Annotated in this window: 13 protein-coding genes, 1 tRNA gene and 1 pseudogene; 13 read left to right on the top strand and 2 right to left on the bottom strand. The window is 70.0% G+C overall.

Going from position 1 to position 14,676, the window contains the following annotated elements; all coding sequences use genetic code 11:
- The first annotated feature begins 165 nt into the window (after positions 1–165).
- The 11 genes from ald (at position 166) to GA0070612_RS25610 (ending at position 11,010) form a co-directional block, all read left to right on the top strand.
- Entirely contained in the window at positions 166–1,281 is a 1,116-nt protein-coding gene (gene ald, locus GA0070612_RS25660) for an alanine dehydrogenase (RefSeq protein ID WP_088990244.1), read from the top strand.
- Positions 1,278–2,273 carry a site-specific tyrosine recombinase XerD gene (locus tag GA0070612_RS25655; RefSeq protein WP_088991765.1) on the top strand — a complete coding sequence of 332 codons (996 nt, stop codon included), beginning with the start codon at positions 1,278–1,280 and terminating at the stop codon, positions 2,271–2,273. The genes ald and GA0070612_RS25655 overlap by 4 nt, the downstream gene beginning before the upstream one ends.
- Positions 2,274–2,453: 180 nt before the next feature.
- On the top strand, positions 2,454–3,377 hold the full coding sequence (locus GA0070612_RS25650; protein ID WP_088990243.1) for a ParA family protein: 924 nt from the start codon (positions 2,454–2,456) through the stop codon (positions 3,375–3,377).
- Positions 3,378–3,418: 41 nt separating this feature from the next.
- The gene (locus GA0070612_RS25645; protein ID WP_088991764.1) at positions 3,419–4,444 is read left to right on the top strand and encodes a segregation and condensation protein A; all 1,026 of its coding nucleotides are present in this window, start codon (positions 3,419–3,421) and stop codon (positions 4,442–4,444) included.
- Positions 4,437–5,360 (top strand): SMC-Scp complex subunit ScpB, encoded by a 924-nt coding sequence (scpB, locus tag GA0070612_RS25640; protein ID WP_088990242.1) that lies wholly within the window; start codon positions 4,437–4,439, stop codon positions 5,358–5,360. The genes GA0070612_RS25645 and scpB overlap by 8 nt, the downstream gene beginning before the upstream one ends.
- Positions 5,347–6,117 (top strand): pseudouridine synthase, encoded by a 771-nt coding sequence (locus tag GA0070612_RS25635; protein WP_088990241.1) that lies wholly within the window; start codon positions 5,347–5,349, stop codon positions 6,115–6,117. The genes scpB and GA0070612_RS25635 overlap by 14 nt, the downstream gene beginning before the upstream one ends.
- Positions 6,118–6,314: 197 nt before the next feature.
- The gene (cmk, locus tag GA0070612_RS25630; protein WP_088991763.1) at positions 6,315–7,034 is read left to right on the top strand and encodes a (d)CMP kinase; all 720 of its coding nucleotides are present in this window, start codon (positions 6,315–6,317) and stop codon (positions 7,032–7,034) included.
- Positions 7,031–8,437: a ribosome biogenesis GTPase Der gene (gene der / locus GA0070612_RS25625; protein WP_088990240.1), complete on the top strand. Its 1,407-nt coding sequence runs from the start codon at positions 7,031–7,033 to the stop codon at positions 8,435–8,437. The genes cmk and der overlap by 4 nt, the downstream gene beginning before the upstream one ends.
- 221 nt (positions 8,438–8,658) lie before the next feature.
- A tRNA-Pro gene (locus GA0070612_RS25620) sits at positions 8,659–8,732 on the top strand.
- A 116-nt stretch (positions 8,733–8,848) separates the two neighbouring features.
- The gene (locus tag GA0070612_RS25615) at positions 8,849–9,805 is read left to right on the top strand and encodes a tyrosine-type recombinase/integrase (protein WP_157742611.1); all 957 of its coding nucleotides are present in this window, start codon (positions 8,849–8,851) and stop codon (positions 9,803–9,805) included.
- A 356-nt stretch (positions 9,806–10,161) separates the two neighbouring features.
- Complete coding sequence (locus tag GA0070612_RS25610; RefSeq protein ID WP_157742610.1) at positions 10,162–11,010, top strand: pentapeptide repeat-containing protein; 849 nt, start codon at positions 10,162–10,164, stop codon at positions 11,008–11,010.
- Here GA0070612_RS25610 and GA0070612_RS31660 read toward each other — a convergent pair.
- On the bottom strand, positions 10,989–11,381 hold the full coding sequence (locus tag GA0070612_RS31660; RefSeq protein WP_157742609.1) for a hypothetical protein: 393 nt from the start codon (positions 11,379–11,381) through the stop codon (positions 10,989–10,991). The two genes, GA0070612_RS25610 and GA0070612_RS31660, sit on opposite strands and share 22 nt — an antisense overlap.
- Positions 11,382–11,807: 426 nt before the next feature.
- On the opposite strand from GA0070612_RS31660, the gene GA0070612_RS25605 reads away from it, so the two are divergent.
- Together GA0070612_RS25605 and GA0070612_RS32710 are read left to right on the top strand one after the other, a co-directional pair.
- Positions 11,808–13,256 carry a hypothetical protein gene (locus GA0070612_RS25605; RefSeq protein WP_157742608.1) on the top strand — a complete coding sequence of 483 codons (1,449 nt, stop codon included), beginning with the start codon at positions 11,808–11,810 and terminating at the stop codon, positions 13,254–13,256.
- Between the two features lie 206 nt (positions 13,257–13,462).
- Positions 13,463–13,630: pseudogene (locus tag GA0070612_RS32710) on the top strand (transposase); the annotation flags it as partial.
- Between the two features lie 211 nt (positions 13,631–13,841).
- On the opposite strand, the gene GA0070612_RS32705 reads toward GA0070612_RS32710, so the two are convergent.
- A complete protein-coding gene (locus tag GA0070612_RS32705) occupies positions 13,842–14,228 on the bottom strand; it encodes a hypothetical protein (protein WP_231924743.1) in 387 nt (128 codons plus the stop codon).
- Positions 14,229–14,676: the final 448 nt, after the last annotated feature.

Below are 14,676 nucleotides of genomic sequence, written 5' to 3'. Positions count from 1 at the left end.
CAGATCGTCAGGACACTCGGGCACCGGATGTCACTGTGCTGGCTCTCGGCGGCGCGGGGCGCGCCTAGACTGCCGCCGGCGGGACCGGTGGACCGCGGTGGCAAAGGGGCCGCTGCGGCACCGAGCAGTCGGGGGAGAGCAGCCCCGAAGAGAGGTGTCTGCATCGTGAAGGTCGGAATCCCACGCGAGGTCAAGAACCACGAGTACCGCGTGGCGATCACGCCAGCGGGCGTCAACGAGTTCACCCGCAACGGCCACCAGGTCTTCGTCGAGGCCGGCGCCGGTGAGGGCTCCAGCATCACCGACGAGGAGTTCGCCGCCGCGGGCGCGAAGATCCTGGACACCGCCGACGAGGTGTGGGGGACCGCCGAGCTGGTGCTCAAGGTCAAGGAGCCGATCGCCGAGGAGTACCACCGCATGCGTGAGGGGCAGGTGCTCTTCACCTACCTGCACCTGGCCGCCTCCAAGGAGTGCACCGACGCGCTCGTCGACCGCAAGGTCACCGGCATCGCGTACGAGACGGTGGAGCTGCCCGACAAGTCGCTGCCGCTGCTCGCCCCGATGTCCGAGGTCGCGGGCCGGCTCGCCCCGCAGGTCGGCGCGTTCTACATGATGCGTACCGGTGGCGGTCGGGGTGTGCTGCCCGGCGGTGTCTCCGGCGTGTACGCGGCCAAGACCGTCGTCATCGGCGCCGGTGTGTCCGGCCTGAACGCCGCCGCCATCGCGTTGGGCCTGCAGTCCGAGGTGCTGCTGCTGGACAAGAACGTCGCCCGGCTGCGGCAGGCCGACGCCATCTACCGCGGTCACCTGCAGACCATCGCCTCCAACGCCTACGAGGTCGAGCGGGCGGTGCTCGACGCCGACCTGGTCATCGGCGCGGTCCTGGTGCCCGGCGCGAAGGCCCCGAAGCTCATCAGCAACGAGCTGGTCTCCCGGATGAAGCCGGGCAGTGTGCTCGTCGACATCGCCATCGACCAGGGCGGCTGCTTCGAGGACTCGCGCCCCACCACGCACGCCGACCCGGTCTACAAGGTGCACGAGTCGATCTTCTACTGCGTGGCGAACATGCCGGGCGCGGTGCCGAACACCAGCACCTACGCGCTGACCAACGTCACCCTCCCGTACGCCCTGGAGTTGGCCAACCAGGGGTGGCGGCAGGCGCTGCGCAACGACCCGGCGCTGGCGCTGGGCCTGAACACCCACGACGGTCGGGTCACCTACGGCCCGGTCGCCGAGTCGCACGGCATGGACGTGCTCCCGCTGGCCGAGGTGCTGGGCTGACCGACTCCACAGTCGAACGGGCCGGTGCGGGCGACGAGCCCGCGCCGGCCCTGCGCCGTGCCGTGCGCGGCTACCTCGACCACCTCACCGTCGAACGTGGCCTCTCCGCGAACACGCTCACCTCGTACCGCCGGGATCTGGACCGCTACCTGACGACCCTGGCCGACGCCGGCGTCGCCGACCTCGCGTCGGTCGACGCCGGCCTGGTCGAGGCGCACCTGGCGCGGCTGCGCGCCGGCGACGACGACCACCCTCCGCTGGCGGTCACCTCCGCCGCCCGCGCGGCCAGCGCGGTCCGCGGCCTGCACCGCTTCGCGATGCGCGAAGGGCTCGCCGGCGCCGACCCCAGCCGCGACGTCCGCCCGCCCACCCCGCCCCGCCGGCTGCCCCGGGCCCTGCCGGTCGACGACGTGGTCCGGCTGTTGGACCTCGCCGGCCCCGCCACCGCGACCGGCGAGGACGCCCCCCGCGCGCTGCGCGACCGGGCGCTGCTGGAGTTCCTGTACGGCACCGGCGCGCGGATCTCCGAGGCGGTCGGCGCCGCCGTGGACGACCTCGACACCGACGAGGGCACCGTGCTGCTGCGCGGCAAGGGCGGCCGGGTGCGGTTGGTGCCGATCGGTGGGTACGCCGTCGACGCGGTCCGCGCCTACCTGGTCCGGGCCCGGCCGCTGCTGGCCGCCGCCGGCCGGGGCACCCCGGCGGTCTTCCTCAACGCCCGCGGCGGCGCTTTGTCCCGCCAGGGCGCCTGGGGCATCCTGCGGCAGGCCGCCGACCGGGCCGGGCTGCCCGTCGACGGGCCGGCCGCCGTGTCCCCGCACACCCTGCGCCACTCGTACGCCACCCACCTGCTCGACGGCGGCGCCGACGTCCGGGTGGTCCAGGAGTTGCTCGGCCACGCGTCGGTGACCACCACCCAGGTCTACACGTTGGTCACCGTGGAGCGGCTACGCGAGGTGTACGCCACCGCCCACCCGCGCGCCCGGGGCTGAACCCGGTAGCGGTCGGTGCCGACACGCCGGGCCGGTGCCGAACCCCCTGCTGGTCGGTGGCGTACAGTCGGCATCGGCGCGGACCTCCTGGAGCGACACGACCGGGGTGCGCAGCGGCGCCGCGAAGGACGTCGGACGGCTCCGACGCCGGGTGGGTCGTCGGGAGGGGGCAACGAGCACATGGCTGGCAATGGTGACCGTGCCGAGACCTGGACGTCGGAGCTCCGCGAGCAGCAGGCCACGCTCGGCGCGGATCTGGGTCCTGCGGATCCGGCTGCCTACACGATGCGCAAGCCCATCCCCGAGCCGATGCCCACCGACCGGCACGGCCCCGCGCGCATCATCGCGATGGCCAACCAGAAGGGCGGCGTCGGCAAGACCACCACCACGATCAACCTGGGCGCGGCCCTCGCGGAGTACGGGCGCAAGGTGCTGCTCGTCGACTTCGACCCGCAGGGCGCCCTCTCGGTCGGGTTGGGTGTCAACCCGCACAACCTCGACCTGTCCGTCTACAACCTGCTCATGCAGGACGACGTGACCGCCGAGGACGTCCTGATCAAGACCGACGTGGCGGGCCTGCACCTGCTGCCGGCCAACATCGACCTCTCCGCCGCCGAGATCCAGCTCGTCAACGAGGTGGCCCGGGAGATGGCCCTGGCCCGGGTCCTGCGCTCGGTGCGCAAGGAGTACGACTACATCCTGATCGACTGCCAGCCGTCACTCGGCCTGCTGGCGATCAACGCGTTGACCGTGGCGCACGGTGTGCTCATCCCCCTGGAATGCGAGTTCTTCAGCCTGCGCGGTGTGGCGCTCCTGCTGGACACCATCGACAAGGTGCGGGAGCGGCTCAACTTCGACCTGGAGTTGGAAGGCATCCTCGCCACCATGTACGACAGCCGCACCACGCACTGCCGTCAGGTGTTGCAGCGGGTGGTCGAGGCGTTCGGCGACAAGGTCTACCAGACGGTCATCACCAAGACGGTGAAGTTCCCCGAGTCCACCGTGGCCGGTGCCCCCATCACGACGATGGACCCGGCGTCCTCCGGGGCACGTAACTACCGTCAGCTGGCCCGCGAGGTGATCGCCGCCCAGTCGGAGCGGTAGCCGGAACGCCCGGTGCCGCTCTCGTGGACTACGGTCGTCCGGTGACCGCGCCACCAGTTGACCCGCCCGAGGCCGCCGACACGGCCGTGGTCGACGGTGTGCCGCCCACCGACGTGGCTGCCGAGCCGGCTTCCGCCGGCTTCACGGTGCGGCTGGCCAACTTCACCGGCCCGTTCGACCTGCTGCTGCAACTGATCGGCAAGCACAAGCTCGACGTCACCGAAGTCGCCCTGCACACGGTCACCGACGAGTTCATCGCCTACATCCGGGCCATGGGCGACGACTGGGACCTGGACGAGGCCAGCGAGTTCCTCCTCATCGCCGCGACCCTGCTGGACCTGAAGGCGGCCCGGCTGCTGCCCTCCGCCGAGGTCGAGGACGAGGCGGACCTCGCCCTGCTGGAGGCCCGGGACCTGCTCTTCGCCCGCCTGTTGCAGTACAAGGCGTACAAGGAGGCCGCCGCGCACATCGCCGAGCTGGAGGCCGTCGGCGGCCGCCGGTACCCGCGGGCGGTCAGCCTGGAACCCCGCTACGCGGAGGCGCTGCCCGACCTGGTGCTCGGCATCGGCCCGCAGCGGCTGCTGAAGCTTGCCGTGAAGGCGATGACCCCGAAACCGGTGCCCGAGGTGTCCATCGCCCACGTGCACATGGTCCGGGTCAGTGTCCGCGAACACGCGGCGATCCTCACCGCCCGGCTTCGCCGGGCCGGCACTGCCACGTTCTCGCTGCTCTGCGCCGACTGCGAGGCCACCCTGGAGGTGGTGGCGCGGTTCCTGGCGCTGCTGGAGCTGTACCGGGAGGGCCTGGTGTCCTTCGTCCAGGAGCAGGCCCTGGAGGAGCTGACGGTGCGCTGGACCGGCCCGGCCGACGGGGACACCGACCTGCACGTCGACGAGTACGCCGGCACCCCGGCCGACCCCGAGCCACCGGTGGCGTTGTCGGAGGGCCACGACCCGGTGGCGTTGTCGGAGGTGCCCGAGGCGGTGGGGTCGGAGCCGGCCGACCCGGCGGGGGAGGCCGGCGGCCCGGACGGGACGGGAACCACGGAGGATGAGCGGGATGAGTGACGAGCAACGCCGGGACTCGCTGGCCGACCAGGCCGCCGCCTGGGTCCCCCCGTGGGAACGCCCCCGGCAGCCCGCGCCCTCGGCAGACGCCTCCGAGGCCGCCGACCCTGAGCCCACCGCCTCCGAGGCTGCCGACCCTGCGGCCCCTGACCGTGCAGCCACCGAGTCCGAGGCCGCCGCAGCCGCCGCACCCGGCCCGGCACCCGATGTGACCGACATCGCCACGGAGCCCGCTACGCCACCCAGGGCGGGCCAGGTCGCCCCGGATCCGGTCGCGGCAGCTGAGCCGAGCGGCGCTCGGGACGTACCCCCTCGGCAGGCATCCGGGCGACGGAGGGTGACGGCCGCGCCGGAGCCCGCGCCGGAGCTGTCCGACGCCGAGCTGCGCGGCGCCCTGGAGGCCATCCTGCTGGTCGTCGACGAGCCGGTCAGCGAGCTGGTGCTGGCCCAGGTGCTGGAGCAACCGGCCGAGCGGGTCGGCCCGATGCTCGACGACATCGCCGCCGGGTACACCGCCGCCGGGCACGGGTTCGAGCTGCGCCGGGCGGCCGGCGGGTGGCGGCTCTACACCCGGCCGGAATACGCTACGTACGTCGAGCGGTTCGTTCTGGACGGGCAGTCCGTACGGCTGACCCAGGCGGCGTTGGAGACGCTCGCCGTGGTCGCCTACAAGCAGCCGGTGACCCGCTCGCGAATCTCAGCCATCCGGGGTGTGAACTGCGACGGGGTCATCCGTACGCTGGTCACTCGCGGCCTCGTCGAGGAGTGCGGCACCGAAACGGACAGCGGGGCGTTCCTGTACAAGACCACCACGCTGTTCCTGGAGAAGCTCGGGCTGAACACCGTTCACGAGCTGCCGCCCCTCGCACCCTTCCTGCCCGACGACGTAGAAGAGCTTGCTGATGCGACCCGATAACCGTGCCCCCAAACCCGACGCCCCCGTCTTCGAGGGGGCGGAGCGCCTGCAGAAGGTGCTCGCCGCCGCCGGCGTGGGTTCCCGGCGTGCCTGCGAGGATCTGATCTTCCGCCGCCGGGTGACAGTGGACGGGCGGGTCGCCAAGCTCGGCGACAAGGTCGACCCGGCCACCGCCGTGATCCACGTGGACGGCGAGCGCCTCCAGGTCGACGTCCGGCTCGTCTACGTGGCGATGAACAAGCCGCGTGGCGTGGTCACCTCCATGGCGGACGACAAGGGGCGCAACGAGCTCGCCGAGTTCATCGGCAACCGGGTGGAGCAGCGGGTCTACCACGTGGGGCGCCTCGACGCGGACAGCGAGGGCCTGCTGCTGCTCACCAACGACGGCACCCTCGCGCACAAGCTCATGCACCCGTCCTACGAGGTGCTGAAGACCTACCTCGCCGAGGTGGTCGGGCCGATCCCGCGCAACCTCGGCAAGCGGCTGCTGGCCGGCGTCGAGCTGGAGGACGGGCCGGTCAAGGTCGACTCGTTCAAGGTGGTGGACACGCTGGGTAAAACCGCCCAGGTGGAGCTGAGCCTGCACGAGGGGCGCAAGCACATCGTCCGTCGGTTGATGGACGAGGTCGGACACCCGGTCACCCGGCTGGTGCGTACCTCGATCGGTCCGATCCGGCTCGGCGAACTGCGCACCGGGCGGATCCGGAGGCTGACCAACGCGGAGGTCGCCGCCCTGTTCCACGCGGTGGGTGACTGACCCCCGGTTCCGGGGTACGGCTGCCGGTAGGCTCCACCGATGGCCGGACGACGGCCGCCGGAGGTGGCGTGGGTCGCCTCCGGTGGCGGCGCGTGCGGGTCCGCCGAAGGACCCGGGCATGATTGATGACGATTGACGAACCGCTTGCGGCGCCGAATCACCGGGCGATCCGTGAGGTACGGGCTGAGGAGGACACGGTGGAGGAAAACGTACGGGCCGGGCGATGTGTGGTCGCTGTGGACGGGCCGTCCGGTTCGGGTAAGTCCACCGTGTCGCGGCGGCTCGCCGCCGGCATCGGTGCGCGCTACCTGGACACCGGGGCGATGTACCGGGCGATCACGTGGGCCGTGCTGCGCTCCGGCGTGGACCTCACCGACGCCGCGTCGGTGGCCAAGGTCGCCGGCGAGGTCGACCTGCGCATCGGCACCGACCCCCAGGGGTACGCCGTCACCGTCGACGGTGTGGGCGTCGACGCCGACATCCGGGGCGCCGAGGTGACCGGGGCGGTCTCCGCGGTCGCCGCCGTGCCGGCGGTCCGTGAGCTGCTGGTCTCCCGGCAGCGCGAGATGATCGCCAATGCTGGTCGGATGGTGGTCGAGGGCCGCGACATCGGCTCGGTCGTGGCGCCGGACGCCGACCTGAAGGTCTTCCTGACCGCCTCCGAGGCGGCCCGTGCCGCCCGGCGCAGCGCCGAGGACGCCGCCGACGTGGCGGCCACCGCGGCCGATCTGGCGCGACGGGACCGGCTCGACTCGACCCGCAAGGTCAACCCGTTGGCGCAGGCACCCGACGCCGTGGTGCTCGACACCACCGAGCTGGGCATCGACGAGGTCGTCGCGCGACTGCGCGAGATGCTCACCGAGCGGGGTGTGGTTGTTTCCCATGACGCTTCGGAGCGCAGCGGAGGAGCGGCATGAGTAGCGATGCAGCTGGGTGGGTCGAGCTGCGGGAGCCCGACGTCGCCGTCGAGGAACCCAGTGGCCCGCAGCCGGTGGTGGCCGTGGTCGGTCGCCCCAACGTGGGTAAGTCCACTCTGGTCAACCGGATCATCGGCCGTCGACAGGCGGTCGTCGAGGACGTCCCGGGCGTGACCCGGGACCGGGTGCCGTACGACGCGCAGTGGAACGGTCGGGCGTTCACAGTGGTGGACACCGGCGGATGGGAGCCGGACGCGAAGGACCGCGCCGCGGCCATCGCGGCGCAGGCCGAGACGGCGGTCGTCACCGCCGACGTGGTCCTCTTCGTGGTCGACGCGATGGTGGGTTCCACCGACGTGGACGAGGCCGCGGTGAAGATGCTGCGGCGCAGCGCCAAGCCGGTGATCCTGGTGGCCAACAAGGCCGACAACAACTCCATCGAGATGGAGGCCACCTCGCTGTGGTCCCTCGGTCTCGGTGAGCCGTTCCCGGTGTCCGCGCTGCACGGGCGTGGCTCCGGCGACCTGCTGGACGCCATCCTCGCCGCGCTGCCGGAAGCGCCGACGATCGTGGAGAACCGCCCGCGCGGGCCGCGCCGGGTGGCACTGGTCGGGCGGCCGAACGTGGGCAAGTCCAGCCTGCTCAACCGGTTCTCCGGCGAGGATCGGGCGGTCGTCGACTCGGTAGCGGGCACCACTGTGGACCCGGTCGACAGCCTGGTCGACATCGGCGGCCAGACCTGGCAGCTGGTCGACACGGCCGGCCTACGCAAGCGGGTCGGCAAGGCCAGCGGCACCGAGTACTACGCCAGCCTCCGTACCGCCGGCGCTATCGAGGCCGCCGAGGTCGCCGTCGTGCTCCTGGACGCCAGCGAGCCGATCAGCGAGCAGGACCAGCGGATCCTGACGATGGTGACCGAGGCCGGCCGGGCGCTCGTCATCGCGTTCAACAAGTGGGACCTGGTCGACGCCGACCGCCGGTACTACCTGGACAAGGAGATCGACCGGGAGCTGCGCCGCATCCCCTGGGCGATCCGCCTGAACCTGTCCGCGATGACCGGTCGTGCGGTGGACAAGCTGGCCCCGGCCCTGAACAAGGCCCTGGCGAGCTGGGAGACGCGGGTGCCGACCGCGCACCTCAACCAGTGGTTGACCGCGCTGGTGCAGGCCACCCCGCACCCCGTGCGTGGTGGACGGGCGCCGCGGATCCTGTTCGCGACGCAGGCCGGCGTGGCACCGCCGCGGTTCGTGCTGTTCACCACCGGCCCGCTGGACGCCGGCTACCAGCGCTTCGTCGAGCGCAAGCTCCGCGAGGAATTCGGGTACGAGGGCAGCCCGATCGAGATCTCGGTCCGCCCGAGGAAGAAGCTCGGCCCCGGCGGTCGAGGCAAGGCACACGGCTGACGCGTCTGCCGTTCTGCTCGAAGAATGCCGGATGGGCGAACTGCCCGTCCGGCATTTCTCCCACCCCACCCCCCTAGGACGCTTTAGGGGGTGTGGGGTGGTCCGGGCGGCGCGATGCGGGGTGGCCCGGCCGCTGCGTGGCGCGGGTGGGGCCTGTGCGAAAGGGCCGCGACTGCTGCGCTAAGCTGTACCGGCTGTCGCAGTGGGAAACCACGCGGGGGCGGGACGTGGCGCAGCTTGGTAGCGCACTTGACTGGGGGTCAAGGGGTCGTCGGTTCGAATCCGGCCGTCCCGACAGTGAGAGGGTTTCCGCAGGTCAGAGCCTGTGGAAACCCTCTTTTTCGTGTTCACGGTGGTTCGTCGAGGTCGAGCACGCCGCTTATCGACCCCTTGACTCGACGGGTGACCGACATGGCTCTACTGGACCTCACCAAGCTCACCGCCGACCTGTCCTCGACCTGGGCGGGGTACCTGCGGGACTGGGACCGGACGCTGCGGGCGGGCAACTACCCGGAGACGACCCGGTACAACTACCTCCTGGCGGCGGCGCAGTTGGCCCGATATCTGGCCGAGCATTCGCCTGACCCTGATGCCGCCGACGCCGCGGAGGATCCCACCGAGGTGACCCGTGGGCACGCGGAGGCGTTTCAGGCGTGGATGATCGAGACCCGGTCGGCGTCGACGGCGTTGAACAAGCACAAGGGTCTGCAGCAGTTCTTCAAGTGGTTGCTGGCTGAGGAGGACATTGACCGCTCTCCAATGGACCGGGTTCGACAGCCCAAGACGCCACAGAAGCTGATCCCGATCATCCGGGACGAGGACACGAAGAAGCTCCTCGACGCCTGCAAGGGCAAGACCTTTCCGCACCTGCGCGACGAGGCGATCATCCGCCTGTACTACAACACCGGAGCGCGGCTGTCGGAGGTCGGCAACCTGCTGCTCGACGACGTCGACCTGAATACGGAGTCGGTGCACTACCACGGCAAGGGCGCCAAGGACCGCCGGGTGCGGTTCGGGCCGAAGACGGCCCGGGCCATCAGCCGCTACCTCCGGGCGCGAGGCAAGCACAAGGGATCGGAGCTGCCGGATCTGTGGCTCGCCGACCGCGGCGGCCGGAGGTTGGCGGCCAACGGCATCAAGATTCGCCTGAAGCGGCTGGGCCTCGCCGCGGGCGTCGCGAACGTGCACGCCCACCGCTGGCGGCACAACTTCGCCCACGAGTGGAAGCGTGCCGGCGGGAACACCGGTGACCTGATGCTGCTGTTGGGCTGGACCTCGGAGGACATGCCTCGCCACTACGGCGCCAGCGCGGCGGCCGAACGCGCCCAGGAGATCCAGGTGCAACTGGGCATCGGGAAAGGGGTGTAGACGTGGCAATGCGGTCGGCCGGGCCGAGTCCCGGCTTGGCCGACCGCATTGCTCTTGTCGTCGATCGGCGGACCTGAGTCGAGTCGGGCTGGGTGCGGCCCACTTGCCCCGGTACAGATTCCGGTACGTCTTGTAGTAACAGAGCTACATCGGCTTCGCCGACCTAGCGCCGATCGGCGGTGCGTGACGCCTGTAGGACCGGTCGACATCCGATTGGTGACATTGCGTGATGAGTGGCCAAACGGCGGCTCGGAGTTCGGATCTGTCGTGTTGAGGGTGTTCATGGAGCCCCGTAAACGCAGACAGCCGTCATCGCGATATGTTCTCGCCCCCAGGTGGTTGCGAGACGGTGTGATGTGAGCGGAGCGTTTGAAATCGAGGCGGCGCAGATGGGTCTGCGCCGGTACTGGCTGGCCCGGGGCGAGCTGAACGGCGGGCGGTTCGGGGTAGCGGATGGCAACCTCGATGTCAGCTTCGCTCAGGCGCGGCTGGTTGGTGTCGACTTCTCCGGGCTGAGGTTTTCCAGCTTGCTGGCGCATGACTCGGTGTTCGAACGCTGCGACTTCTCCCGGACCGCGTTCGACCACGTCTTGTTCGGCGCTACCGGCTATCGCGGCGAGCGGTGGGACGAACTGAGCTGGCCGGAGACGGTGTTCCGGGAGTGCGTCTTCGCTCGCACCCGCATACCTCCGGAGGCCTACTTCGGCAACGTCCGATTTGAGCGCTGCGTGTTCGACGGTGCCCGCCTGCGCGACTTGACCTCTACACACAATGCACAGTTCGTTGGATGCGTCTTCCGCGGCAAGATCCAGGACGTCAACTTCTGGGGTACTGAGCGCAACGCGGCGCTCGGTCGGGACCGCAACGCCTTCAGCGGCAACGACTTCACCGGCGCGGAACTGCTCGGTGTCGCGTTCCGACACATCGATCTTGACGCCCAGAGATTTCCGGGCCTGCCCGACTACGCCGTCCTCGACCGCATCGACCAGCGCGTGGAGGCAGCGCTAGCCGCCATGGCTGACTGGCCGGACGACGAGACCAAGACCAAGACGGTGCGGTCCCTCCGATTCGGGGCCGACTGGGCGATCAAGTACAACGACGGATACGCTCTGGTGTCTCGGAAAAGGTTCAGCCGCCGGCTGCCACCCGGCGTTCGTGACCAGATCTTCTGGATGCTCGTCAACTACACCGACGACCAGCAGTAAAGACCACGACCGTCGGCTCCTGCCGACCGCGCCAGATCCCGCAGCTGGACATACCGATCGGCTTCGTGCTGGTCCAGAAGCTCATCCTCGGCGTGCTCGGCCAACCGCTCGTCGGTCACGTCAGCCAACGCCTGGGTGACCTCCAACCGCACCCGCGTCAGCCCTGGCCCTTCTGCTTCGACGGAAACAACGACATCGTCACCGAACTCGCTGGCATCCCGACCAGTTAGCTCGGCGACCCGACCGGCCAGCCCATCGATCCATCCCTTGCAGTCGACATACGGCGAGCCGGTACCCGCCGGCCCCGCCGAGAGGTCGAGACGTTCCAGCTCCACGCTCGACGCCGCAAAGTAATCAACAAACACGCCCACGACATGCCAGGGTAGCGGCGCCGAACTGCAGCCGTGAGACACCGTCCGGTGGCGAGGCGCCCGAGACTCCGACGCGCACTCATTCTGCCACTCCGGGTGGACTGGCGTAGTGGCTGTCAGTGACGCACAGTGATGCATCGCTGCCTCGCCTGCATCCGCTGCCGACGTTATACCGGCCGATCACTTCCTTGTGCGCGCGCGTTGCGGCCTTCCTGAGCCGCTACCCTGGGCAGACCTGTGTGGAGGGACAGTAAGACCTCGCCTCGATCCAGAACACGAACGCGATTTCGTGCTGCCAGGGTTCGATGAGGTCGGCCGTAGGATTTGGGAGTGGCCGACTTGACTGACGCAGATGATCGAAGTCCGGCATCTGTGACCAGTTGGGCGAGGTTGTTCGTCAGCCACTGTCAGTACGAGGTGTCGGCCGTGCCGGGCGCGTCCGGCATGGGGATCTACACCCTCGGCGACGGCCTGCTGCACGTTGTCGGGCCGTATCAGTTCACCGGCTTCTGCGGCATACACACCGGTTGGATCGAGGCGCGCGTGTGTGTCCTGCCCGGGCGTCCCACGGGTGTCGACGTCGGCTGGGACGCGATCAGTGAGGCGACCCTCTTCAGTCCCAGCGGCCGGCTGTCGGTCGTCGGCCTGATGGGCGGCACCGCGGAGGCCCTCACCGACGTCGTTGTTCCGCGCGGGCTGATCCGGGTGCGGGTGCACGCGCGCGACCGCCTGCACGAGACCGTACGCACCGACGACGACCCGCCCGAGCAGCACGAGCTGCACGTCTGGGCGGTGTCCGAGGAGACGCCATGGCGCACCGTGCTGGCCGACCCGGGGGGCCGCGACTGGGAGCAGAAGCCGGCGAAGGCCGCCGAGTGGGGAATGCTGTCACTGGTTGCGCGCCCGTCTGGTCGTCCGGCGATCCTGCCGCCGATGCCACCTGACCCGTACGAGGACGACGCGGGCCTGTCCCGGGTGGCGGTGGTCCGCCACCGGCTCGCGCCGGTCGAGGTGCCTGTGGGAGTGCTGCCCGCCGGGGACCTGGAGGTCCGGCTGGAGCAGGTCGACGACGAGATTCTCAGGTGGTCGTGGGCCACCGCCGACGAGCCGATCTTCCCTGATCCGCTGGAAACGCTGCCGGACAACGAGTCGAGTACCGTACGGCTGACGTCCGGCCCCGACGGTTTCACGCTGCGGCACGAGGGTGTGCTGGGACGCCACGCCTTCGCCCTCGGCCTGATCTGGGACCATCTGCTCGACGCCGCCGTGTCGTATCCGTGGGTGGAGACGTTGCGTGGGCAGGCGGCCGAGGCGACCGCGTTGGCCGAGAAGTACCGCCGCCTGCGGGCCGAGCGCGACGCCGAGCGGTGGGGAGGTGCTCCACCGTCGGATCGTGTCCGCGAACTCTTCGGCCAGGCGCGGTCCCTGGCCCGTATCGACCGCCGGCTGCTCGACCGCATCGACGCGCTGCCCGCCGCCCGCCAGCGGGAGGCAGCCTGCTGGGCGGCCCGTCGCGCGATGCGGGTGGCCGGGCTGGAGCAGATCGGGTGGATCGCCGACGCGCTCGCCACCGCCGAGGCCGGCCGTCCGCTGCCCCGGTCCTTCACTGAACAGGGCGGCGCCGCCGCGTTCAACCGGCTCCTGTCCGATCCCGAGGTGCCCCACACCACCGTCACGCTGGACTTGGGTTCGGGAGCATTCGGCGAACGCCGTGTCACCGAGGCGCTCCAGCAGGCCGCCGCGTTCCCCGCACTGATAGCCCTGGCGAATGACGATCCGTTGGCCGCTGCGATTGACGCGGTTTACAACGCGGCAATCGCCCACGGTGACGACCGCGACCGCTTCCTCACGGACGCCCACATCGCGTTGCGCTGAGCCTGGTTCGGCACGCGGAGTCGCAAGCCGGCATCCGAATAGCGCGGCCCCCGTTACCTAATGAATCCCGAACGGCCCGCCGAGGTCCGCGGGATGCCGCGCTGCGCCGCGGCGGCCGCCAACGTGGCGTGGAGGACCTGGCCGCCGAGCTGCAGCAGTCGCTGCGCCGTCCGCAACTGCGCCACCTGGCCGTCGTGGAGGAAGCCATGGGCATCCAGACTCTGGCACTGCTGGCAACGCTGAACGTCGAGCGCGCCCGGTTCGCTGATGCCCGTGCGTTGAAGGCCTATGCCGGCGCAGCTCCGGTCACCCGGGCCTCTGGTCGCAGCATCTCCAGCACCCGCCGCAAGGTAAGAAACGACCGGCTCGCCGCTGCGGGGTATTTGTGGGCCTTCGTCGCCGCCACCGACGCCGAGCCCGCCAAACAGCACTACCAACGCCAACGCGACCACGGGGACCGGCACCCCGCCGTGTTACGCAACCTGTTCAACCAGCTCCTCGGTTGTCTGCGTCACTGCCTGGCGACCGGCCAGCGATACGACCCTGCCAAGGCATTCGAGGCGAGGCTAGACGCCGCCGCATGGATCACGACCAGCTCTGTTCCCTTCGCCAGGTCACGTACTCGTCGAAGATGTCAGCCAGGCCACCATGCTCTGTCCGTCGCTGCAGAAACTCGTCAAGCAGGCGAAACAGCGCTTCGACAGCTAACTGATTGAGCTCGATCTCCGTCTCAAGCTGCTCGCGTTGCGGTGGCCCATCCGGGAACGCCTGGTGCAGCACCAGCGCCTCCCAGATCAGGTTGTCTCCGCGCCCGCAGCGTGTCACCAGCCACTCCCTGAAGCCTGCAAGCAGCTGCCAGTCGTTGCCGGCCTCGCAGCCCCGGATAAAGACCGTGAAGTCGTGGAACGAGCCGTCCAGCGTGTACATCCCCGGCCGTCGATGCACGTCCGCGAAGAGCTTCCGGTAGTCCATTCCGCCATCCAACCAACCTCGCCAGTTGACCGTTGAGGAGATCGGAGGTCTTATTGATCGAATCCAGCCGGGGACCCTCGGCCGCCTGGCCCGGTATGACTTCCTGCCCCTGTCGTTCGGATGATTCGGGGTGTTGCCGCCGGGGCGGGTAACCTCGACGGACCGCTGATACGGACACGGCTACCCGTGTTGGGGTAGGTCTTTCGGTTGGCCGGTGGGTGAGGGTGGCGACGAATCCCACGTCCGACTGCCCTCGATCCGCTCCCCGAACCCGGTGCCCTCAGTCAAGCAGAGCCCGGTCACAGGCCCCTTCGGGGCCTGCGAGAGGAAGCGGTGGCAGGGTTCCTGGACGGCCCCCCGGGAGAGTCACGGGGTGACCCTACTCGCCGAATTCGATGCCGAAAGCCGTCCGCTTGCTCGCGGAGTGACATCCCAGCCGTCCGGATCT

This window comes from Micromonospora chokoriensis (assembly GCF_900091505.1).
Taxonomy (GTDB): Bacteria; Actinomycetota; Actinomycetes; order Mycobacteriales; family Micromonosporaceae; genus Micromonospora; species Micromonospora chokoriensis.
This window is presented reverse-complemented; position numbering and strand designations above follow the sequence as displayed.